At 72.2% G+C, this 20,250-nt stretch carries 22 protein-coding genes; 12 read left to right on the top strand and 10 right to left on the bottom strand.

Translation table 11 applies throughout. From position 1 onward, the window contains the following. Window positions 1-138: 138 nt before the first annotated feature. From O7633_RS24925 to O7633_RS24915, 3 genes are all read left to right on the top strand, one after another. On the top strand, window positions 139-699 hold the full coding sequence (locus O7633_RS24925) for a GtrA family protein (RefSeq protein WP_074476704.1): 561 nt from the start codon (window positions 139-141) through the stop codon (window positions 697-699). 62 nt (window positions 700-761) lie between these two features. Continuing rightward, a complete protein-coding gene (locus O7633_RS24920) occupies window positions 762-1,505 on the top strand; it encodes a GtrA family protein (RefSeq protein ID WP_282324111.1) in 744 nt (247 codons plus the stop codon). A gap of 500 nt (window positions 1,506-2,005) precedes the next feature. After that, complete coding sequence (locus O7633_RS24915) at window positions 2,006-2,503, top strand: MaoC/PaaZ C-terminal domain-containing protein (protein ID WP_063838593.1); 498 nt, start codon at window positions 2,006-2,008, stop codon at window positions 2,501-2,503. 153 nt (window positions 2,504-2,656) lie between these two features. On the opposite strand, the gene O7633_RS24910 is transcribed toward O7633_RS24915, so the two are convergent. Together O7633_RS24910 and O7633_RS24905 are read right to left on the bottom strand one after the other, a co-directional pair. Beyond that, window positions 2,657-3,229, bottom strand: coding sequence for a PH domain-containing protein (locus O7633_RS24910; protein WP_178063371.1), 573 nt, complete (start codon window positions 3,227-3,229; stop codon window positions 2,657-2,659). A 194-nt stretch (window positions 3,230-3,423) separates the two neighbouring features. Further along, a complete protein-coding gene (locus tag O7633_RS24905) occupies window positions 3,424-4,299 on the bottom strand; it encodes a biotin--[acetyl-CoA-carboxylase] ligase (protein ID WP_282324110.1) in 876 nt (291 codons plus the stop codon). Window positions 4,300-4,524: 225 nt separating this feature from the next. On the opposite strand from O7633_RS24905, the gene O7633_RS24900 reads away from it, so the two are divergent. Next, window positions 4,525-6,108: an acyl-CoA carboxylase subunit beta gene (locus tag O7633_RS24900; RefSeq protein WP_282324109.1), complete on the top strand. Its 1,584-nt coding sequence runs from the start codon at window positions 4,525-4,527 to the stop codon at window positions 6,106-6,108. A gap of 21 nt (window positions 6,109-6,129) precedes the next feature. Here O7633_RS24900 and O7633_RS24895 read toward each other — a convergent pair whose 3' ends face one another. The 3 genes from O7633_RS24895 to O7633_RS24885 all read right to left on the bottom strand — a co-directional run bounded on the left by O7633_RS24895 (window position 6,130) and on the right by O7633_RS24885 (window position 8,481). After that, window positions 6,130-7,062, bottom strand: a complete 933-nt coding sequence (locus O7633_RS24895) for a hypothetical protein (protein ID WP_282324108.1) — start codon at window positions 7,060-7,062, stop codon at window positions 6,130-6,132. Further along, a complete protein-coding gene (locus O7633_RS24890; protein WP_074476710.1) occupies window positions 7,055-7,555 on the bottom strand; it encodes a SigE family RNA polymerase sigma factor in 501 nt (166 codons plus the stop codon). The genes O7633_RS24895 and O7633_RS24890 overlap by 8 nt, the downstream gene beginning before the upstream one ends. A 182-nt stretch (window positions 7,556-7,737) precedes the next feature. Further along, entirely contained in the window at window positions 7,738-8,481 is a 744-nt protein-coding gene (locus tag O7633_RS24885) for a M50 family metallopeptidase (protein WP_074476711.1), read from the bottom strand. Between the two features lie 140 nt (window positions 8,482-8,621). Between O7633_RS24885 and O7633_RS24880 the strand changes: the two genes are divergently transcribed. Then, entirely contained in the window at window positions 8,622-9,374 is a 753-nt protein-coding gene (locus O7633_RS24880; protein ID WP_043961879.1) for a GH25 family lysozyme, read from the top strand. A gap of 155 nt (window positions 9,375-9,529) precedes the next feature. On the opposite strand, the gene O7633_RS24875 is transcribed toward O7633_RS24880, so the two are convergent. Next, window positions 9,530-9,775, bottom strand: a complete 246-nt coding sequence (locus O7633_RS24875; RefSeq protein ID WP_074476713.1) for a hypothetical protein — start codon at window positions 9,773-9,775, stop codon at window positions 9,530-9,532. A 130-nt stretch (window positions 9,776-9,905) separates the two neighbouring features. Further along, complete coding sequence (locus O7633_RS33185) at window positions 9,906-12,278, bottom strand: protein kinase (protein WP_348776301.1); 2,373 nt, start codon at window positions 12,276-12,278, stop codon at window positions 9,906-9,908. 92 nt (window positions 12,279-12,370) lie between these two features. Here O7633_RS33185 and O7633_RS24865 point away from each other — a divergent pair, with 92 nt between their 5' ends. Both O7633_RS24865 and O7633_RS24860 read left to right on the top strand, forming a co-directional pair. Further along, complete coding sequence (locus O7633_RS24865) at window positions 12,371-12,583, top strand: acyl-CoA carboxylase subunit epsilon (RefSeq protein WP_278132000.1); 213 nt, start codon at window positions 12,371-12,373, stop codon at window positions 12,581-12,583. Between the two features lie 110 nt (window positions 12,584-12,693). Beyond that, a complete protein-coding gene (locus O7633_RS24860) occupies window positions 12,694-13,155 on the top strand; it encodes a hypothetical protein (RefSeq protein WP_282324105.1) in 462 nt (153 codons plus the stop codon). Between the two features lie 292 nt (window positions 13,156-13,447). Here O7633_RS24860 and O7633_RS33180 read toward each other — a convergent pair whose 3' ends face one another. Beyond that, window positions 13,448-13,606 (bottom strand): hypothetical protein, encoded by a 159-nt coding sequence (locus O7633_RS33180; RefSeq protein WP_178063363.1) that lies wholly within the window; start codon window positions 13,604-13,606, stop codon window positions 13,448-13,450. Between the two features lie 942 nt (window positions 13,607-14,548). Between O7633_RS33180 and mycP the strand changes: the two genes are divergently transcribed. The 5 genes from mycP (at window position 14,549) to O7633_RS24830 (ending at window position 18,457) form a co-directional block, all read left to right on the top strand. Beyond that, the gene (gene mycP / locus O7633_RS24850; protein WP_278131995.1) at window positions 14,549-15,670 is read left to right on the top strand and encodes a type VII secretion-associated serine protease mycosin; all 1,122 of its coding nucleotides are present in this window, start codon (window positions 14,549-14,551) and stop codon (window positions 15,668-15,670) included. Next, complete coding sequence (locus tag O7633_RS24845; protein WP_282324104.1) at window positions 15,667-15,822, top strand: hypothetical protein; 156 nt, start codon at window positions 15,667-15,669, stop codon at window positions 15,820-15,822. Before mycP ends, O7633_RS24845 begins: the two co-directional genes overlap by 4 nt. Before the next feature lie 22 nt (window positions 15,823-15,844). After that, a complete protein-coding gene (locus tag O7633_RS24840) occupies window positions 15,845-16,513 on the top strand; it encodes a Maf family protein (protein ID WP_278131992.1) in 669 nt (222 codons plus the stop codon). Further along, the gene (locus tag O7633_RS24835; protein ID WP_278131990.1) at window positions 16,510-17,163 is read left to right on the top strand and encodes an O-methyltransferase; all 654 of its coding nucleotides are present in this window, start codon (window positions 16,510-16,512) and stop codon (window positions 17,161-17,163) included. Before O7633_RS24840 ends, O7633_RS24835 begins: the two co-directional genes overlap by 4 nt. A gap of 250 nt (window positions 17,164-17,413) precedes the next feature. Next, window positions 17,414-18,457 carry an IS630 family transposase gene (locus tag O7633_RS24830; RefSeq protein ID WP_282323418.1) on the top strand — a complete coding sequence of 348 codons (1,044 nt, stop codon included), beginning with the start codon at window positions 17,414-17,416 and terminating at the stop codon, window positions 18,455-18,457. Between the two features lie 50 nt (window positions 18,458-18,507). On the opposite strand, the gene O7633_RS24825 is transcribed toward O7633_RS24830, so the two are convergent. Further along, the gene (locus O7633_RS24825; protein WP_282324103.1) at window positions 18,508-19,263 is read right to left on the bottom strand and encodes an ABC transporter permease; all 756 of its coding nucleotides are present in this window, start codon (window positions 19,261-19,263) and stop codon (window positions 18,508-18,510) included. Window positions 19,264-19,280: 17 nt separating this feature from the next. After that, window positions 19,281-20,240, bottom strand: coding sequence for an ATP-binding cassette domain-containing protein (locus tag O7633_RS24820; RefSeq protein ID WP_074476720.1), 960 nt, complete (start codon window positions 20,238-20,240; stop codon window positions 19,281-19,283). Window positions 20,241-20,250: the final 10 nt, after the last annotated feature.

Below are 20,250 nucleotides of genomic sequence, written 5' to 3'. Positions count from 1 at the left end.
AAACGATCCGCGAATAACGGCCCGAGCAGTTACGCTCCGTTCGCTCCCGGCCCGCCCGGGCACGCCACCGCCGCCGCCCGGTCGCAGCTACCCGCCCGCGCAGCGGGCAACCGGTACGCTCAGCGGGTGGCCGCGACGATGACCGGTGACCAATCAGGGTCCCCGCCGACCCGACCCGGCATCGTCCGTGCCCTCATCGACCGCTTCGGTCACCTGATCCGCGAGCTGAGCAAGTTCGCCACCGTGGGCAGCGTCGCGTTCGTCGTCGACATCGCGCTGTTCAACTACCTCGCCAACGCCAGGGGCATCGAGCAGGTCACCGCGAAGACGATCTCCACGGTGATCGCCGCGAGCGTGGCCTTCCTCGGCAACCGGTTCTGGACGTGGCGGCACCGCCAGCGCTCCAACCCCGCGCGCGAGTACGCGCTGTTCTTCTTCTTCAACGGGGTGGGCATGGGCATCGCGGTGGCCTGCCTCGCCATCAGCCGGTACGGCCTGGGCGCCATCTGGCCCGGGGTCTTCCAGACCGCCCTCGCCGACAACATCGCCAGCTTCGTCGTGGGCACCGGGCTCGGCACGCTGTTCCGGTTCTGGTCGTACCGACGGTTCGTCTTCGCCGAAGCGGGAACCCCGATGGTCGCGGAAGCGGGAACCCGGACGGCCACGGAGGCGGCGACCGACCGGGATCCTCCGGCGTGACCCGCCGCCCATCTCGTCCGGCCGGACCGGCCCGGCCCGCCCACTCGCCTAAGGTGTTGCGCATGCGTCTTGTCCGTCTGCTGCCTGAGCGCTGGCAGAAGTTCATCCACGAGGCGCTCAAATTCGGCGTCGTCGGCGGCATCAACACCGCCATCAATTACGCCGTGTTCAACGCACTGGCACTAACGGTGTTCCGCGACGGCCAACTCAAGGCGACCGTCGTCGCCACCATCGTGGCGACGATCACGTCGTATCTGATGAACAGGCACTGGACGTACCGGGACCGCCCGAAATCGGCGCTGCGGCGCGAATACGCCCTTTTCTTCCTGTTCAACGCGACCGGCCTGCTCATCGAGCTCGGTGTCCTCGCGGCGGCCAAGTACGGCCTCGGCATGACCAGCCTGCTGGCCCTCAACGTGGCGAAGACCGGCGGCGTGCTGCTGGCCACCCTGTTCCGCTTCTGGTCCTACCGGACGTTCGTCTTCCAGCCCGCACCCGCCGAACCGGCGGCCGACACCTGGCACACCATCCCGCGCGACGAGTGGGACACGATGGCCGAGCTGGACCCGGTGGCCGAGCTGGCCGAGTCCGTCACCGAGCTGGAGGAGTCCGAGCCGAAGCCGGGCCCCGCCGGGCGACGGCCGGCGGTCCACCCCGACGAGCCCGTCACCGCGTACGGGGTCCCGACACCCGCCCAGGGCCGGCCCGCGCCGGCCGACGCGGCGCTCGGCAACGCGCTCGACGGCGACCTGGCGGCCGAACTCGCCGAGGAGCTGCACGCCGGCACCCGCCGACGCCGGCGGTGAGTGAGGTGACCGAGGTGACCGAGATGACGACCGCGACCGCCGCTCCCGAGCCGACCGCTGCTCCCGAGCCGACCGCAGCCCCGGAGCCGACAGCGGTACCCGCACCGGCCACAGCGCCCGCACGGAACGCGGCTCCCGCACCGGGCCCGGCTCCCGCAGCGAGCGTGGCTCCCGCACCTGTCACGGCTGCCCCGCCGGCCGTGGCTGCCCCGCCGGCCGTGGCTGCCCCGCCGGCCATGACTGCCCCGCAGGCCGTGGCTGTCGCAGCGGCCACGGTTCCCGCGCCGAGCGCAGCCGGCGGACCGGCGGGCCCAGGCAGCCCCGCGGGCGCGAACGGCCCGACGGGCGCAGGCGGACCGGCGGGCCCAGGCGGACCGGCGGGCCCAGGCGGACCGGCAGGCGCAGGCGGACCGGCAGGCGCGAACGGACCAGCCAGCGCCAACGGCCCGGCGGGCACGAACGGCCCGGCAGGCGCGAACGGGCCGGCGGGCCCGCCGGAGGTGACCGGGCCGGCCCGGTCGGGCACCGGCGCGCCGGCCGAGCTCTTCTTCGAGGACCTGACGCCCGGGCGCACCTTCGACCTCGGCGAGGTGCGCGTCGACGGCGCCGAGATGGTCGCCTTCGCCCGCCGGTTCGACCCGCAGTGGTACCACGTCGACGCCGAGCGCGCCGCCGCGAGCCACCACGGCGGGCTGATCGCCAGCGGCTTCTACACGGTCAGCCTCTTCATGCGCGCGTACGTCGACCACGTGCTCGCCCGGGCCGCAGCGGACGCCTCCCCCGGCCTGGAGGAGCTGCGCTGGCTGGCCCCGGTCCGCGCCGGCGACCGCCTGGCGGCCCGCCTGGACGTGATGGGCGCCCGCCCCTCCACCGCCCGCCCCGGGCTCGGCACCGTCAGCCTCAGCGGCACCATGTTCCGCCTCGGCCCCGACGGCCAGCCGGCCCAGGAGGTGCTGCGCACCCGCTTCCGCGGCTGGTTCACCCTCCGGCCCGGCTGACCGTCCCCGGCTGACCGTCCCGCGCCCGTCACGGCCTGCTGTCACGCGCCCTGCCCGTCACGGCCTGCTCGACACGCGCCCTGCCCGTGACGGCGCCCGGCCGTCCCGCGACCGGGCCGGCCTGGCCGTCCTGTCTCCCGTGCGGCGGCGGGGTCAGGCCGACGGGTCGCGCAGCGGCTTGCCCTCGCGCATGTCCGCGAGGATCTCGCGCATCTCGCCGTCGCCGAGGGAGTGCTTGTCGTGGTGCGCCTCGACCAGCTCGTACAGCTTGGTCTGGACCTTGTCGACGTGCGGGACGTCGGTGAGCACCGACTGCCCCCGCTCGCCGGCCGACTCGATGGTCAGGGTGCCGCAGCCGAGCAGCCGCTCGACGAAACGCTGGCTCATCGCGTGGTCGTTGATCCGGGTGAGCGGGATGTCCCGCCGGTCCCGGGAGAGGACGCCCTGCTGGAGCAGCACCCGTTCGTTGGTGAACAGGTAGTGGGTGCTGCGCCAGACCAGGAACGGCCAGAGCCCGAGCCAGAGCACCAGCACCGCCGCCAGCCCCGCGAGGACGTACAGCGCGACGGTCGCGGCGTCGCCGTCCGGGAGCAGGATCCAGCCCGCCACCACCGCCGCGACGGCGAGCACCAGCACCAGGACCGGACGCACCACGGCCTTCCAGTGCGGGTGCAGGTGCAACACGACGTGCTCGTCCTCGGTGAGCACGTCTTCGGGAAACGCCACGCCGAACCTCCTCGCCAGAAACGGACGAGCTGACCGTAGCGGGTCGACGCCCCCGCGCGGATCAACCGGTGCGGTGGTTCCCGCGCGTGCCGTGCGGCGACCGCCTGCGGTGGGGCGGGCCTGCGGCCCCCGCCGGCCCGGGTGTGAGAAGGGAACCCTTCTCTACCGTAGGCGTTAACAAGGGGCCCTTCCTTTCACCGCAGGTGCAGGACGTCGCCCGCCGCCAGGGTGCGTGGGCCGGCCGGCGTGTCGACCAGCAGCCGGCCGTCGGCGTCCACGCCGGTCGCGGTGCCGGTCACCTCCTGCCCGCCGGGCAGCAGCACCCGCACCGACCGGCCGACCGTCGCGCAGGCCGCCACGTACGCCTCACGCAGGCCGCTGGCCACCGCGTCGCCACCGGCGCAGCGCCATCGGTCGTACCAGTCGGCGACGGAGCGCAGCAGGGCGCGCAGCAGCGGGTCCCGGTCGGTGGCGGCGGCACCGGCGAGCTGGAGCGAGGTGGCCGGCAGGCCGGTCGGGTTCGCCGGCAGCTCGTCGGCGCGCAGGGTGACGTTGAGGCCGATGCCGAGGACGATCGCCGAGGGCTGCTCCGGCGTCGGGCCGGGCACCGCCTCGGCCAGGATGCCGGCGCACTTGGCGTCGCCGATCAGCAGGTCGTTGGGCCACTTGAGGGCGGCGTCCAGCTCGGCGAGCCGGGCCACCGCCTCGACGAGCGCGACGCCGGCGAGCAGCGGCAGCCAGCCGTACCCGGAGGCGGGGACCGCCGGCCAGCCGCGCTCCGCGACGGCCTCGCCGGGCCGCAGCAGCACGCTGGCCGCGATGCCGGCGCGGGCCGGCGACTGCCAGACCCGGTCGCGTCGCCCCCGGCCGGCGGTCTGCCGCTCGGCGACCACCACGAGGCCCTCCGGCTCGCCGGACCGGGCCGCCTCCGCCACGTCCGCGTTGGTCGATCCGGTCTCGGCGCGCAGCTCCAGCCGGGCCCACGGGCCGTGCGGGGCGGTCAACGCGCGGCGCAGCCGGGCCGCCGACAGCGGCGGGCGGTCCAGGTCGGTGTACGGCGAGCCGGGCATCCCGCCAGCCTACGGCCCGCGTGCCCACGGCGGCGGACGCCGCCCGCCCGACGGCCGGCGCCGCCGGCCGCGTCCGGTGGCGACTGCCCGCTCGCTCGGCGGCGGGTGCCGGCCCCGCTCGGCGGCGGGTGGCGGCGGCTTCGCTGGGTGGCGGGCCTGGTCCGGCGCGGTTACTGAGGCGTACTGCACACCGTCGGCCACCTGAACCATCGTTATATTCCGTGGGTGACCAACGAGACCGGGATCAACATCCACAGCACGGCGGGCAAGCTGGCGGACCTGGAGCGACGGGTCGACGAGGCGGTGCACGCCGGGTCGGCGCGCGCGGTCGAAAAGCAGCACGCCCGGGGCAAGAAGACGGCGCGGGAGCGGATCGAGCTGCTGCTCGACGAGGGGTCCTTCGTCGAGCTGGACGAGTTCGCCCGGCACCGGTCCACCAACTTCGGCCTGGACCGCACCCGCCCGTACGGCGACGGGGTGATCACCGGCTACGGCACGGTCGACGGCCGGCAGGTCTGCGTCTTCGCGCAGGACTTCACGGTCTTCGGCGGCTCCCTCGGTGAGGTCTTCGGCGAAAAGATCGTCAAGGTGATGGACCTCGCCATGAAGATCGGCTGCCCGGTGATCGGCATCAACGACTCGGGCGGGGCCCGCATCCAGGAGGGCGTGGCGTCCCTCGGGCTCTACGGCGAGATCTTCTTCCGCAACGTGCGGGCCAGCGGCGTCATCCCGCAGATTTCCCTGATCATGGGCCCGTGCGCGGGCGGCGCGGTCTACTCCCCGGCGGTCACCGACTTCACCGTGATGGTCGACCAGACCTCGCACATGTTCATCACCGGCCCCGACGTGATCAAGACGGTCACCGGCGAGGACGTGGGCATGGAGGAGCTGGGCGGGGCCCGCACCCACAACGCGCGCAGCGGAAACGCGCACTACCTCGGCGCGGACGAGGACGACGCGATCGAGTACGTCAAGGCGCTGCTGTCGTACCTGCCGTCGAACAACCTGGACGAGCCGCCGGTCGTCGACGCCCCGGCCGACCTGGCGGTGAGCGACGCCGACCGGGAGCTGGACACGCTGATCCCCGACTCGGCCAACCAGCCGTACGACATGCACCGGGTCGTCGAGCACGTCCTCGACGACGGGGAGTTCCTGGAGGTCCAACCGCTGTACGCGCAGAACATGGTGGTCGGCTTCGGCCGTGTCGAGGGCCGCCCGGTCGGCGTGGTGGCCAACCAGCCGATGCACTTCGCCGGCACCCTCGACATCGCCGCGTCGGAGAAGGCCGCCCGGTTCGTGCGCACCTGCGACGCGTTCAACATCCCCGTGCTGACCTTCGTGGACGTCCCCGGTTTCCTGCCCGGCACCGGCCAGGAGTGGGACGGCATCATCCGCCGGGGCGCGAAGCTCATCTACGCGTACGCCGAGGCGACCGTCCCGAAGGTCACCGTGATCACCCGCAAGGCGTACGGCGGGGCGTACGACGTGATGGGCTCCAAGCACCTCGGCGCGGACCTGAACTTCGCCTGGCCGACCGCGCAGATCGCGGTGATGGGCGCGCAGGGCGCGGTGAACATCCTGTACCGGCAGGAGCTGGCCGCCGCCGAGGACCCGGCCGCCGTGCGCGCCGAGAAGATCGCCGAGTACGAGGACACCCTCGCCAACCCGTACATCGCCGCCGAGCGGGGGTACGTCGACTCGGTGATTCCGCCGCACGAGACGCGTACCCAGATCGTCCGGGCGCTGCGGGTGCTGCGCACCAAGCGCGAGACGCTCCCGCCGAAGAAGCACGGCAACATCCCGCTCTAGGTGCACGTGGGGCGGCGGACGTCAGCAGGCCGGGTTGGCGGCGAGGCACATCCGGCGGGCCGCCGCGCGGCCCAGTTCGAGCAGCTCCGTGTCGCTCGCCCGGCGGTCGGCCGCCGGCAGGTCGAAGTTGAGCCCGCTCGCCGGCACGATCACGGTGACCAGGTCACCGACCCTGACCAGCAGCAGGGTCTCCGTCGACGGTTGCAGATCGAGCGGCTTCCCCGTCGCCACGTCCACGGGAGTCGACGAGGTGCGCTGCACGACGACGGCCTGGTCGCCGGCGAAGTCGGCCGCGGCGGCCCGCCAGGTGTGCGTCACCGAGACCGTGACAGGCCCGCCGACCCATTGCATCGGCCGCGACTCGTGCCAGGTGTCGCAGGCCGCCATCGTCGCGGCCAGGTCGACGAACAGCCGGGTGGCGGCCCTCGGGGGCAGGCGGTAGACGTCCTGGGTGAGGACCCAGAAGCCGCCCGGCTGGTCCTTGTCGGGCGCGGCCCTCTGGAGCAGGGTCTGCGACCGGGAGTACCGGGACACGGGCGGCTCCGCCGCCAGCCCCCTCTCCCCGGCGCACGACTGGAGCAGCGGGTCGATCCGGATCGGCTCCTGGAGCCCCGAGTCGCCCAGCCGCACGTCGCTCGGCACGCCCACCTCGGTCGGGTCCAGCAGGGCCTCCTGCGGGATCTCGGCCCGGCCGGCCGGCTCCGCGCCGTTCGAGGAGAGCCGCTGGCCCGCCGGTGGCGCGAGGTGCCCGGCCCGGCCGCCGGCCGCCACGGCGAAGGCCGAGAGCACGGCCAGCACGGCGGTCGCCGCCGCCAGCGCCGTACGCCGGCTGCGGCGGCGGGCCCGGGCGCGGATCTCCGCCGGTTCGAGCCAGCGTACGTCCCGCAGGTCCCGCCGCATCCGTTCGACGAACGCCAGGTCGGCCAAGTGGTCCACGTCGTGGTCGTCACGCATCGGCGGCCTCCTCGAGGTCAGAGACGGCGAGCAGCCCGGCGAGCGCGGTGCGCCCCCGGGAGAGTCGGGCCTTCACGGTGCCGACCGGGGCGGCGGTCTCCCGCGCCACCTCGGTGACGGGCATGCCGAGCAGGTAGTACAGGGCGAGGGCGGTGCGCTGCTCCTCCGGGAGCTGACGCAGCGCGGCCACCACCGCGACGGTGTCGGTGCTCGGCGCGGGCGTGCTGTCGTCGACGCCGTGCCGCAGGTACGCCCGCGCGCGGCTGCGCAGGCTGCGCCACCGGCTGACCGCGATGCGGGACGCGACGACACGGACCCAGGCCTCGGGGTCGTCGTAGCCGGCCACCGTGGACCAGCGTTGCCACGCCCGGATGTACGCCTCCTGCACGGCGTCCTGCGCCTCGGCGAGGTTGCCGGTGAGCGCGTAGACGAAGCCGAGCAGCCGTTGCCGGCTGCCCCGGTAGAACTCGTCGAACCCGTCGACTTCCGGCATCCGTTGTCTCCCCCGCGTCCTGTCGCAGGGGACACGCGCGGGACGGGTCGGTCGGTTGCCCGGTCGGCCCACCGGTTCCCGGCGGCCCAGCGCCCGGTCGGCCCGCCCGCTCCCGGCGGTGCGCCGCCCTGGTCGACCCGCCCGTTTCCGGCGGTGCGCCTCCCCCCGGCCGGGTCGGGCCGTCAGACGGTCAGGCCGGCGTCGGTGAGGATCGGGCCGGCCAGCAGTGCCGCGCCGACGGCCAGCGCCAGCAGGTTCACCAGCGCGAACAGCGCGACCCAGAACAGGGGCGGGAACGGGGTGAGCCGGGCCAGCTGGTCGGCGTCGGACTCCGGCATCCGGCCCCGGGAGCGCAGCCGTTGGAGCTCGACGACGGGCCGTACGCCGCCGAGGAGCAGGAACCACACCGACGTCCAGGCGAAGGCGGCCTGGACGTCCGGCGAGGCGTACCAGGAGACGGCGAGCACCACCCCGCCGGTGGCCAGCAGCGACACCACGCCGAAGGCGTTGCGGACCATGACCAGCATGGCCAGCAGCAGCGCCACGGCGATCCAGAGCAGCAGGGTGATCCGGTTGCCGCCGAGCAGCCAGGCGCCGGCGAGGCCGACCAGCGACGGCGCGACGTAGCCGGCGAGCAGGGTGAGGATCATGCCGGGACCGGTGGGGCGACCGGCGGAGAGGGTCAGCCCGGAGGTGTCCGAGTGCAGCCGGATGCCGTGCAGCCGGCGGCCGGTCAGCAGGGCGGCGAGGGCGTGTCCGCCCTCGTGCGCGATGGTGACGGCGTTGCGGGCGATCCGCCAGGGTAGCCGGGTGGCGACCACGGCCAGCGCCACCGCGGCGGTGACGACGACGAGCAGCGGCGGCGGGTCGGGCTGCGCGGAGAACAGCTTGTCCCAGAGCGTGCCCAGCTCGTCGATCGCCACCATGGGGCGCGAGCCTACCGGCCCCGGCCGGGTCCGGGTCGCACCGCGCGGCAGGATGAAACTTTCCTTTGGACACCTTGTGATCTAGGGCAACTAGCTCCAAAGATGGATGTCAATCGAATGGCGTCCCTCTGGAGGAACCCATGATCCGTACCGGATTCACGCTGCGCCGACTGATCGCGGCGGGGATCACCGCCGTAGCGGCAGCGGCCACCGCCCTCGTCGCCACGACGGGCCCGGCGGCCGCCGCCACCACCGCCGGCGTCGACGTCTCCCACTACCAGGGGTCGATCAACTGGACGAGCGTCCGCAACGCGGGCATCGAGTTCGCGTTCATCAAGGCCACCGAGGGCACGAGCTACAAGGACCCGAACTTCAACGCCAACTACGTCAACTCCTACAACGCCGGGGTGATCCGCGGGGCGTACCACTTCGCCCGGCCGAACATCTCCTCCGGCGCCACCCAGGCCAACTACCTGGCCAGCAACGGCGGCGCGTGGTCGGCGGACAGCCGCACCCTGCCGGCCGCGCTGGACGTCGAGGCCAACCCGTACAGCGGCGGCACCTGCTACGGCCTCAGCACGTCGGGGATGCGCAGCTGGATCCAGGACTTCCTGAACACCTACCGGTCGCGCACCGGCCGGTACGCGGTCATCTACACCACCACGAGCTGGTGGAACCAGTGCACCGGCAGCTGGACCGGCCCGTGGGCGAACCACCCGCTGTGGCTCGCCCGCTGGTCGAGCACCCCCGGCACCCTGCCGGCCGGCGCGCCGGTCTGGAGCTTCTGGCAGTACACCGCGTCCGGCAGCGTCTCCGGCATCAGCGGCAACGTCGACCGCAACTACTGGAACGGCGACCGCAGCCGGCTCATCGCCCTGGCCAACAACACCTGATCCGCACCACTATCCGCCCGACTGTCGCGGCACGCCCGTGGCGGTGGTCGGCGGCAGCGGGATCGACTGCGACCGTACGGTCGGCGGTCGGTCCGGCTGCCGCCGGCTCGTCACTTCCCGGCGTTCACGATCGGCGCTCGCCTCCCGGCCGGGGTCTACACCCGGCGCGCGTCCACCAGGCGCGGGTTGACGGCCCGCGCCGGCATCGCGTCCTCCCGGGCCACCGTGGCCCGCCGCGTCAGGCGCCAGGCGGCCACCCCGGCGACGGTGGCCGCCACGACGCCCACCGTCACGAGAAGCACCGGAAGGCCCGCGCTGACCAGCAGCAGCACCACGTCACCGAGCGCGACGAGCATCCACAGTGCCAGCCGGGGCCGCGCGTCCCTGCGTCGGTATCCCATGTCGCACCTCCTTGCGTCGTCCGGGATCAGGTACCCCGTTCGATGCAAGGTCATGCGAGCGACTTTCACGGCGGCGGGAATCGCCTGCTCAGCGGGCCGGGCGCGGCAAGCGGACGACCCGGCCGGGCGCTCAGTCCTTCCGGTCCGGCTCGAAGCCCTCGGCGATCCGGTCGAAGTCGGCCAGCCGCGCCTGCCAGTCCTTGTTGGCCACCTCCCAGCGGAAGGCGTACCCCCGGTTCTTGGCCGTGACGAAGCCCCGGTTGCGGACGTGGATCCGGGTGTTGTCGCGGGTCTCCAGCCACTCCCAGTCCGCGCACGTCTTGTAGTAGTCGCAGCGCTCGATGCTGAGATACTGGTAGCCGTTGACGTAGTTCTTCCGGGCCGGTTCCTGCCGCTTCCAGTCGGCGTAGGCGTCGTCCAGCGGGGTGCTCGTCCACTGCACCAACAGCTCGCCCACCCCGTCGCGCTCGTCGAACACGATGGTGTTCTGCCCGACGCTGCGCCGCACCCAGCCCTTCGGCAAAGGCAGCGAGAAGCCCGCCGGGTCCTTGTGCAGGACCCAACCCTCGGGCAGGGCATTCGGGTCGACCGACGGGCTCGCCGACGGCGTCGGGCTGGGTGGCGCGGCGCTGCTGGTGGCCGGCGCGGGCGAGGTCGGCGCGGCGGCCGACGGCGTCGCCGAGGACAGGCCCGCCTGCGGATCGCCGGGCTTTGGGTCGTCGTCGCCCCGGCCGAGCAGCGGCACCGCCACCAGCAGGCCGAGCAGCAGCACCGCGACGAGCGCGCCGACCAGCAGGTTGCGGCGGCGGCGCTCGGGCTGCGTACCGGAAACGACCGCGGCCCGGCCCGTCGACGAGGATGGCGCATCGGCGGCGGCCGGCAGCACCGACGTCGGCGCGCCCCGCCCGCGGGCCCGGTCGGCCCACCCGCGCGACGGACCGGCCTTCTCGCGCGGCGCCCCGGTGTCCTCCGGCGACCGGTCGGCCGGGGCGTCGGAAGCGTCGGCCTGGTCGCGCGGCCGGTCGGCCTGGTCGCCGGAGGACCCGGCCCGCTCCACGGACGATGCCGGCGACGCGGACGACGCAGGCGACATGGGGGGCGATGCGGGCGACACGGGCACGGCGGGGCCCGGGTCGACCCGGGTGTCGTCGACCTGCCCGGCCGGGGCGGCGTCGACTCCGTCGACCGCGCCCCCGGTGCCCGTGACCTCGCCGGAACCGGCCTCGTCGGCCTCCTCGGCCGGTGGCTCCTCGCCCCCGTCGACCGACGCCCCCGCGACCCGGTCGGCGCCGGTCGCGGCGACCGGACCGGGAAGCTTCGCCGTGGGGTCGGCCGCCCGCGCGCCGGTGTCCGCGACCTTCGCCGTCGGCGCGGCGTCCGTGCCCGACGCCGGCGGGTCGACCTTCGCGGTCGGCGCGGCGTCCACTCCGGGCGAGGGAACCTTCGCGGTCGGCGCGGCGTCCGTGCTCGGCGGGGAGACCTTCGCGGTCGCGTCGTCGCCGGCCACCGCCGCGCCGCCCGCGACCAGGCCACTTCCGGGGGTACGCGGCGCGGGCGGCACGACCGGCCGGCTCGTGCGCTGCTCGGCGGGGCGCGGTGCGGGCACCACCGGCGGCCGCGGCTCGCGCGGCCCGTTGGGCCCCGGCCGGCGTACGCCGTCGAGCAGCGAGATCGTCCTGGAGCGCCGCCCGGCGGCCTTCCGCAGCAGCCGCTCGGCCACCTCGGCGTCGATCCGTTCGGCCGGATCCTTGCGGAGCAGCCCGTTGAGCACCGGCTTCAGCGGGCCGGCGTTCCGCGGCGGCGGCATCGGCTCGGTGGCCAGCGCCGCCAGGGTGGCGATCGCCGACGGCCGGGCGTACGGCGACTTGCCCTCCACCGCCGCGTAGAGCGTCGCGCCCAGCGACCAGAGGTCGGCCTCCGGCCCCGCCGTGCCGTCGCGCGCCCGCTCCGGGGCGATGTACGCCGGGGAGCCCAGCACCATGCCGGTGCGCGTCACGTTCGGGTCGCCCGGGATCGTCGCCAGGCCGAAGTCGGTCAGCACCACCCGGCCGTCCGTGCCGAGCAGCACGTTGCCCGGCTTGACGTCCCGGTGCATCACGCCGGCCTTGTGCGCCGCGTTCAGCGCGCCCAGCACCCCCAGGCCGATCTCGACCGCCTTGGCCGGCGACACCGGCCCGTCCTCGGCGAGAGTGTCCTGAAGGGACTTCGACGCCACGTACTCCATGACGATCCACGGGTCGCCGTCGGTGCGCAGCACGTCGAAGATCCGCACCACGTTGACGTGGTTGAGCCGCGCGATCGCGCGGGCCTCCCGCAGCGAGCGCTCCCGCATCTCGCGGCGCTCCTCGGGGGTGAGGCTGGGCGGCGGGACCAGTTCCTTGATCGCCACGTCCCGGTGCAGCACCTCGTCGCGCGCCTTCCACACCCGACCCATGCCGCCCTGGCCGAGCGGCGAGAGGAGCCGGTACCGGTCGGCGACAAGTTGGGGAAGCGCGTTCGACATCGGTGGAGACGGTACCCGGCGGTTGCCCGCCGCACACCGCCGGCACGCCACTGTGCGACGAAGGTCAAGTTCGCGACGCGTACGCTGGAGGCATGTCTGCCGATGAGCCGCTGTTCCGGGTGACCCGGGGCGTGCCGACCGCCGAGGAACTGGCCGCGCTGGTCGGCGTCATCGTCGCCCGGACCCGCCCCACCGCAGCCCCCGAGCCGGCCGCGCCGTCGGCCTGGGCCCGCAGCGGCCGCCCCCGTGGCGCTGCTCTCGCCGCCGGGCCGGGCGCCTGGCGCGCCTCCGGTCTGCCCCGCTGATCCTCCGGCCGCCCTGCGGCGCGCCCCGCCGCCGTCGGGGACTCCCGGAGGTCGTCGACACCGGTTAGCCTCACTCAGGGAAACGGTGTCGTGACGGGTCGGGAGGGCCGATGATCCCTGAGGAGGACCGCCCAGCGCCCTGGTTGAGCGGCTACGGCAGCATCGAGGCCGACATCCGCCAGATGCGCGAGTTCGCCGACAGGCTCCAGGCGGAGGTCGAACGGAACTACGCTCCGCACCTGTCGTACATCGCGGACGACATGAAGGCGCAGATCCCCAACCCTGCCGACGCCTTCGTCGAGCTGGTGCAGTTCCTCAAGGCGCACAACGAGACCCAGCAGGCCACCGCCACGATGGTCTGGTCCGTCGGCGGGGCCACCGGCCACCTGGCCGCCGCAGCCGGCCGGATCGCCACGCAGTACGCCGACTCCGACGCCTTCTCGGCCGCCCGCGTCTCCGACGTGGAACGGGCCCTCGCCGACCCCGGCGGGACCGGACAGGGCCGACCCAGGCCAGCGCTGCCCGATCCGACCGGCCCGGACAGCGGGCCGGGGCAGGCGGTGCTGCCATGATCGAGCGGGGCAGCGGCCGGACGTCCGGCCTCACCGACTGGCGACTGATGGACCTGCTGAGCATGTGGGCCTGCATCCAGGACCACGACACCGCCGGGCACTGGAAACAGGTCGCCGGCTGGCGCAAGGTCTGCGACCTCGCGCGGGCGCACCTGGGTCGGCTCAAGGAATACCGGCGCGGCCTCGCCGAGGCGTGGCCCCCGGCGACCAACGCCGCCGCCCGGGCGTACCTCGGCGAGCTGGACGACCTCATCGACAAGGTGCAGCGCACCCACGACGCGGCGGCCGCGAACTACGACGCCCTCGCCGCCGCCACCCGGGCGATCAGCAGCGCGCGCACCGAGCTGAAACCGCTGCACGACGAGTACGTGGAGAAACTCCAGCAGAAGCGGACGTACGAGGCGACCGCCGCCGACCCGAAGGCGGCGATGGGCGCCCGCGTGCCGGACAAGCCGGTGACCGACGCCGACCTGGAGCGACTCAACGTCCAGGCCCGGAACCTGATGTACGGGTTGAGCGGCGAACTACAACAGGCCCAGGTAATGCTCCGCCAACCTCCGACCTCACCCAAGACACCCCGACAGCCAGATAATCCTGACATTTATGTCGACAGCGTGCCCATTATTCCACCAGTAGCGCCAGTCCCCCTAACAGCATCAAGGCCAGAAATAATCCACAAATCCATCAATAGAGCAACCCCCTCATTTCCGGCACCTCCAGGCATAGGCCCTGTGCTTGGTGGAACAACTTCCCCCTCGACCTTGAACAATCAATCCTTGCCTCAAGGAACATCGAACAAGCCAACCAGTTCACCACATTCTGTTGGAGTACCGCCCACCCTCCCATCCGCCCTAGTCCCCCTTAGGTCCGACCCAACTAAAAGTGGACCCGGACAGTTCAGCGTTCCAGCTCGCCCGACCGCCGGAGGAGCCGGCAGCAATCCACCCACGAACCCGAATCGCCCCCTACCCCCTAGCGGACTCATAGGGGGCACGCCGGGGGCGCATACCGGACAGTCCGGAGGAAGCTCAGCTTCTCGCAGAGTCAACCCTATCGGTGGTGTCATCGGAGGCGGCGGCGCTGGCACCACTCCGACAGGAGCAGCGGGCTCTAGGCCCGGAGGCGGTCGTGGCGCTCAGATTGCAGGCATGCATAGCCTGACCACCCCCAACAGCGGCACTCAACCCTTCGGAACTACACCTCGACAGGAGGGCACCCGAAGAAGCCCCGAGGGAGATCGAGCCTGGGACCCCGATCACCCCTGGGAGACTATTAATGGCGTTCGACCTGTCGTTAGACCGACAGATGATGATGGGCCCATAGATCCCGGCCCAGCTATCGGCCTTGATCGGTGAATCGCCACATGGCAGCCGGCTTAACACTGGCATTAGCAATGATTGGCGGCACAGCACCAGCCCTCACCGGCAAGGCAGAGGCAGAGGCCATCCGGGATGGAGCAAATCGGATCCGGAGTGATCAGTGGCACCTGCGCTTCCTGAAAGCCACTGAAGCCCATAAAATCGCTCAGGGATCTGGAGTCATTGTCGCCGTTCCCGACACCGGAGTAGATCCCCATCCCGACCTTGAGCGAAACCTGTTACCCGGGACAGATATATCAGAAGACGGAGATGGCCGCATAGACAACGACAGTCACGGTACGGCTATGGCTGGACTCATCGCAGCACACGGGCAGATAACAGGAGTCGGCGCCCTCGGCATCGCCCCGGAAGCCAAGATTCTCCCCATACGATCGAAGCAGATTGACGGCAAAGGCGACACCGAAGACCTAGCCATCAGCATCGAATGGGCCAGCCGCCACGGCGCTGACGTAATAAGCATCTCCGCAGTTGCCGGTGCCAGCCAGCGACTTCAGCGGGCCATTCGAACCGCACTTCAAGCAGATATCGTTATTGTCGCCGCCGCCGGCAACAAACCATTCGATATCGGCGTCGGCTATCCCGCTTCGGAGGAGGGCGTTCTAGCAGTAGGCGGCATTGACATGGCAGGGAATATTGCAGCGGTGTCGGTTGCAGGATCCGCCATCGACATTACCGCCCCAGCAGTAGATATTTATAGCACCAGCTATGAGGGGAAGTACTCCAAAGGGACGGGTACCTCCAGTGCCACTGCGATAGTCGCGGGGGCCGCTGCTCTTGTCCGGTCCAAGTACCCCGACCTGCCGGCCTCTGAGGTCGTCCACCGCCTCACCGCCACCGCCGTCGACAAGGGGCCGCCCGGTCGTGACGACGAATACGGCTACGGCGTCGTCGACCTGGTCGCGGCGCTCACGGCAGACGTACCCCCGGTGGGTTTCGAGTCGGCGACGGCGGGTGCGCCGGGCGCGACCGGGCCGACCACGGCGGCGGTCGCGGAGCCGGCCGGCGGGGGCGACGGCGGGGCGACGGCGCGTGGACTGGCCACGTTGGGGGTCATCGTGGCGGCTGCGGGAGCCTGGGCGCTGGTGGCGCGACGGCGGCGGGCGAGTGACGACCCGCCACCGCGGATAAGCCGATGAGCCGTGAGCGGTCACGCCATGTCGGCGACATGGGGGTGTCCCACCCGCCTGGATACCGCAATGTCGCCGACATGAAGTCGATCAAGGCGGCCGACGTGAAGTCGGTCAAGGCGGTGGAGGGGGTCACGGCCAGCCAGCGGCGGCGCAGGTGAGGGAGGCGGTAGCGTCGGCGGCGTGTCGAACTCGATTGCGCTCCGACTCGTGCTCGCGTCGGCGAGCCCTGCCCGCCGCAAGCTTCTCCATGCCGCCGGCATCGAACCCGACGTGCTGGTCAGCGGGGTCGACGAGTCACAGGTGGTCAGCGAACGGGCCGAGGAGCTGTGCCTGGAGCTGGCCCGTCTGAAGGCACAGGCGGTCGTCGGCCGGCTGCGGCCCACCGCCGACGAGCGGACGCTGGTGCTCGGCTGCGACTCGGTGCTCGCCTTCGACGGCGAGATCCTCGGCAAGCCGGCCGACGAGGCCGACGCGACGCGGCGTTGGGAGCGGATGCGGGGGCGCAGCGGGGTGCTGCACACCGGGCACTGCCTGATCGACGTCATCCACGAGACGCGCGCCGAGGCGGTCGCTTCGACCACCGTGCGGTTCGCCGAGGTCAGCGACGAGGAGATCGCGGCGTACGTCGCGACGGGCGAGCCGCTCGCGGTGGCCGGCGCGTTCACCATCGACGGGTTGGGAGGGGCGTTCCTGGAGGGGATCGACGGCGATCCGGGCACGGTGGTCGGGCTCTCCCTGCCGCTGCTGCGTCGTCTTCTCGGTGAGCTGGACCTGCGGATCATCGACCTGTGGACGAAGGTCGCACCGGGCGGCCAGGAGGTCGAGGCGCTGGGTACGGTCCGGTCATGACGACGAAGTCGCTGCCGCTGACCCCGGAACTGCACGCGTACGTGGTGGCCCACGGATCGGCCCCGGACGAGGTGATGCGGGACCTGGTCGAGGAGACCCTCGCCGCGCTGCCCGCCGAGGCGAGGATGCAGGTGGCCCCCGAGCAGGCCGCGTTCCTGACGTTCCTCACCCGGTTGGTGGGGGCGCGGCGGGCGGTGGAGGTGGGCACCTTCACCGGCATGTCCTCGCTGGCGATCGCGCGAGGGCTGGCCGAGGGCGGGCAGTTGACCTGCTTCGACATCTCGGCGGAGTACACGGACGTGGCGCGGCGGTACTGGACGCGGGCCGGGGTCGACGACCGGATCGAGCTGCGGATCGGGCCGGCCGGGGACACGCTGCGCGAGTTGCCGCACGAGCGGCACCTGGACTTCGCGTTCATCGACGCGGACAAGGTCGGCTACCCGGTCTACTGGGCGGAGCTGGTGCCGCGCATGCGCCCGGGCGGCATCGTCGCGGTGGACAACACGCTGCGCGGTGGTCGGGTGCTCGCCCCGAGCAACGCCGACGACCGGGCCGTCGCCGCGTTCAACGACGAGGTGATGGCCGACGTCCGGGTGGAACCGGTGCTGCTGCCGATCGCCGACGGGCTGACCCTGGCCCGGGTGCGCTGACGACGGCCCTCGGCCGACTGATCGCTCCCGCTCACCGACGCTCAACGTGCCCCGCCACACCCCGATCACGCTGGGGTGCGGCGGGGCACGTTGTTAGGAGGGGGCCCTTCCTATACCGAAAGCGTTAAGCAGGTTGCCGTAAGTCCTGTCGGTAAGCCGGTGGGTTGAGGCTCGTCGTGCGGTGTGGACCTCGCTGGGTTTGCATGGAGTTTGCAGACAACGTGCAAACACCAGCGAGGCCACGATCAGTATGCGACCGCCACAGACCTACGCCAACCCGACTGACGCCGAGTACCAGGACCTACTCACCGTGCTGCACCACCAGTGGCGCGTTGCCCTGCGGGCGGTGGTGATCCTGCTCTCCGCCGACGGCATGTCCCCGGCCGAGATCGCCGAACTCCTGCACTACGACGATCCGGTCACTGTGCGCCGATGGATCCGGCGACACCACGCCGAGGGCCTGCCCGGCCTGCCCGACCGGCCCCGATCGGGTCGCCCCCGCCACGGCAGCGCACGCCTGGGCGAACGCATCCGCGCCCTCCTGGCCACCCCGAAAGCGTGGACCACCATCCGCATCTGGCGGGCTCTGGGACGCCCCGCGATCAGCCTGCACACCACCTACCGGCGCATCCGCGAACAGGCCCGATGGCGCCGGCCCCGCCTGATCGCCCGGACCGACCCCGACCACGACACCATCTGCACCCGCATCCGCGCCCACCTGCGGACCCTGCCCGCCGGCACGGTCCTCCTGGCCGAGGACGAAACCTACCTCGAACTCCTGGCCAAGGTCCGCGCCTGCTGGCAGCCCCACGGCCTACGCCACCGCATCCTCACCCCCGGACGCAACCAACGCCGCAGCATCTACGGCGCGGTCAACCTCACCACCGGCACCTTCCACCACCACCCCAGCGTCAAAGCCGTCTCCGAGGTGTTCTGCCACTTCCTGCAACACCTCCTCGACACCTACCCCCACGCCCCCGCCGTCGTCGTCCTCTGCGACAACGACACCACCCACACCAGCCGCCACACCCGAACATGGCTCGACCAGCATCCCCGCCTCCACCTGATCACCGGCGCCCGCTACAGCCCCCAGGACAACCCCGTCGAACGCATCTGGGCCGCCCTGAAACACCACATCGCCAACACCGCCGTCACCACCCTCAACGACCGACTCCGACAAGCCCACACCTTCTTCCACCACCGCACACCCGACCAGAACCTCACCACCGCCGCACCCTGGACCAGCCCATGGCTACCCCACAATTACCGACAGAACTTCTGGCCAGGCGCTTAACAAGGGGCCCTTCCTTGCACGCGTCGCGCGCATTGCGCGCGTCGCGCAGCTCAGCGGACGCTGCGGGCGAACTGGCGGGCGGCCCAGGCGACGCCGGCGGCGGCCAGCACCGCGATGATGCCGAGGCCCTGCCAGACCTTGTCGTTGCCGAGGTCGCCGGCGAACAGGGCCCGGGTGCCGTCGACGGCCCAGGAGAACGGGTTCCACTCGGCGATGCCCTGGAGCCAGCCGGGGGCGAAGGTGAGCGGCAGCAGGATGCCGGAGAGCAGCAGCACCGGCTGGGCGACGGTGTTCATCAGCGGGGCGAGCGCGTCCTCGCTCTTGACCTTGAGCGCGACGCCGTAGGAGACGGCCGAGGTCATCAGCGCGATGAGGGCGAGCATCAGGTACGCCAGCAGCAGGTCGCCGATGAACACGCGCAGCTCGAACAGGAGGGCGAGCACGGTGATGATGACGGCCTGGGCGAGCAGGGACACGACGTCGCGCAGGGACCGGCCGAGCAGCAGCGCGAGCCGGCTGACCGGGGTGACCCGGGACCGTTCGATGACGCCGGCGCGCAGCTCGGCGATCAGGCCGAAGCCCTGGAAGAGGCCGCCGAAGATGGCCAGCAGGACCAGCAGGCCGGGCACGAAGATCTTGTACGCCTCGGCCTGGGTCGGCGCGTTCAGCGCCGGCTTGAGCAGCGGGGCGAAGAGGATCAGGTACATCACCGGCTGGAAGACTCCGACGAAGACCCAGACCGGGTTGCGGAGCAGGAGCCGCGTCTGGCGTTGGAAGACGAGCCAGGTGTCGCGGGCGAACTTCATGATCGACTCCGGGGAGGTCAGGACTCGCGCAGCGAGCGGCCGGTCTTGGTGAGGAAGACGTCGTCGAGGCTGGGGCGGTGCAGCTCGATGGAGTTGAGCGCGACGCCGGCGTGGTCGAGTCGGCGCAGGACCTGCGGGATGGCGGTCGCCCCCTCGTCGACGGTCAGCCGCAGGCCGCCGCCGTCGACGGTCTCCAGCTTGACGATGTACGGCTCGACGTCGAGCAGTTGGGCGGCCTGCGGGGTGGCGGCGACGTCGAGCCCGACGAGCAGCACCTCGCCGGAGATCTCGTGCTTCAGGCCCGTCGGGGTGCCCTCGGCGACCACCTCGCCGTGGTCCATGATCGCGATCCGGTCGCAGAGCGCGTCGGCCTCGTCGAGGTAGTGCGTGGTGATGAAGACGGTCATCCCCTCGGCGCGCAGCCGGCGGATCTCGTCCCACATGTAGGCGCGGCTCTGCGGGTCGAGGCCGGTGGTCGGCTCGTCGAGGAAGACGATGCGCGGGTCGTGGATGATGCCGAGGGCGATCTCGACGCGGCGGCGCTGGCCGCCGGAGTAGGTCTTGCACTTGCGGTCGGCGTACTCGGTGAGCTGGAAGGCGGCGAGGGCGCGTTCGGCGCGACGGCGGGCGTCGGCCTTGCCGATGCCGTACATCCGGGCGTGCAGGACCAGCTCCTCGCGGGCGGTGGAGTCGTCCCAGGTGCTGCCGCCCTGGGCGACGTAGCCGATCCGGCGGCGCACCTCGGCGGGGTCGCGCAGCAGGTCGGCCCCGGCGATGGTGGCCTGGCCGCCGTCGGGGGCGATGAGGGTGGCCAGCATCCGCAGGGTGGTGGTCTTGCCGGCGCCGTTCGGGCCGAGGAACCCGAAGATCTCCCCCTCGGCGACGTCAAGGTCGACGCCGCGGACGGCGTCGACGGTCTTGTGCTGTCGACCGGCACGGGAGCGGAACGACTTCCGCAGCCCTCTGGTCTCGATCATCTTCGCTCCT

The sequence above is a fragment of the Micromonospora sp. WMMD712 genome (genome assembly GCF_029581295.1).
Taxonomy (GTDB): Bacteria; Actinomycetota; Actinomycetes; order Mycobacteriales; family Micromonosporaceae; genus Micromonospora; species Micromonospora carbonacea.
The sequence above is the reverse complement of the archived record's forward strand: the minus strand, read 5'-3'. Positions and strand labels throughout refer to the sequence as shown.

What these genes read in the sequence shown, in the direction of transcription:
- O7633_RS24925 (WP_074476704.1), top strand. Translation starts at nt 139, where the DNA reads ATGACCGGTGACCAATCAGGGTCCCCGCCGACCCGACCCGGCATCGTC.
- O7633_RS24920 (WP_282324111.1), top strand. Translation starts at nt 762, where the DNA reads ATGCGTCTTGTCCGTCTGCTGCCTGAGCGCTGGCAGAAGTTCATCCAC.
- O7633_RS24905 (WP_282324110.1), bottom strand. Translation starts at nt 4,299, where the DNA reads ATGCCCGGCTCGCCGTACACCGACCTGGACCGCCCGCCGCTGTCGGCG.
- O7633_RS24895 (WP_282324108.1), bottom strand. Translation starts at nt 7,062, where the DNA reads ATGCGTGACGACCACGACGTGGACCACTTGGCCGACCTGGCGTTCGTC.
- O7633_RS24890 (WP_074476710.1), bottom strand. Translation starts at nt 7,555, where the DNA reads ATGCCGGAAGTCGACGGGTTCGACGAGTTCTACCGGGGCAGCCGGCAA.
- O7633_RS24885 (WP_074476711.1), bottom strand. Translation starts at nt 8,481, where the DNA reads ATGGTGGCGATCGACGAGCTGGGCACGCTCTGGGACAAGCTGTTCTCC.
- O7633_RS24880 (WP_043961879.1), top strand. Translation starts at nt 8,622, where the DNA reads ATGATCCGTACCGGATTCACGCTGCGCCGACTGATCGCGGCGGGGATC.
- O7633_RS24875 (WP_074476713.1), bottom strand. Translation starts at nt 9,775, where the DNA reads ATGGGATACCGACGCAGGGACGCGCGGCCCCGGCTGGCACTGTGGATG.
- O7633_RS33185 (WP_348776301.1), bottom strand. Translation starts at nt 12,278, where the DNA reads ATGTCGAACGCGCTTCCCCAACTTGTCGCCGACCGGTACCGGCTCCTC.
- O7633_RS24865 (WP_278132000.1), top strand. Translation starts at nt 12,371, where the DNA reads ATGTCTGCCGATGAGCCGCTGTTCCGGGTGACCCGGGGCGTGCCGACC.
- O7633_RS24860 (WP_282324105.1), top strand. Translation starts at nt 12,694, where the DNA reads ATGATCCCTGAGGAGGACCGCCCAGCGCCCTGGTTGAGCGGCTACGGC.
- mycP (WP_278131995.1), top strand. Translation starts at nt 14,549, where the DNA reads ATGATTGGCGGCACAGCACCAGCCCTCACCGGCAAGGCAGAGGCAGAG.
- O7633_RS24845 (WP_282324104.1), top strand. Translation starts at nt 15,667, where the DNA reads ATGAGCCGTGAGCGGTCACGCCATGTCGGCGACATGGGGGTGTCCCAC.
- O7633_RS24835 (WP_278131990.1), top strand. Translation starts at nt 16,510, where the DNA reads ATGACGACGAAGTCGCTGCCGCTGACCCCGGAACTGCACGCGTACGTG.
- O7633_RS24830 (WP_282323418.1), top strand. Translation starts at nt 17,414, where the DNA reads ATGCGACCGCCACAGACCTACGCCAACCCGACTGACGCCGAGTACCAG.
- O7633_RS24825 (WP_282324103.1), bottom strand. Translation starts at nt 19,263, where the DNA reads ATGAAGTTCGCCCGCGACACCTGGCTCGTCTTCCAACGCCAGACGCGG.
- O7633_RS24820 (WP_074476720.1), bottom strand. Translation starts at nt 20,240, where the DNA reads ATGATCGAGACCAGAGGGCTGCGGAAGTCGTTCCGCTCCCGTGCCGGT.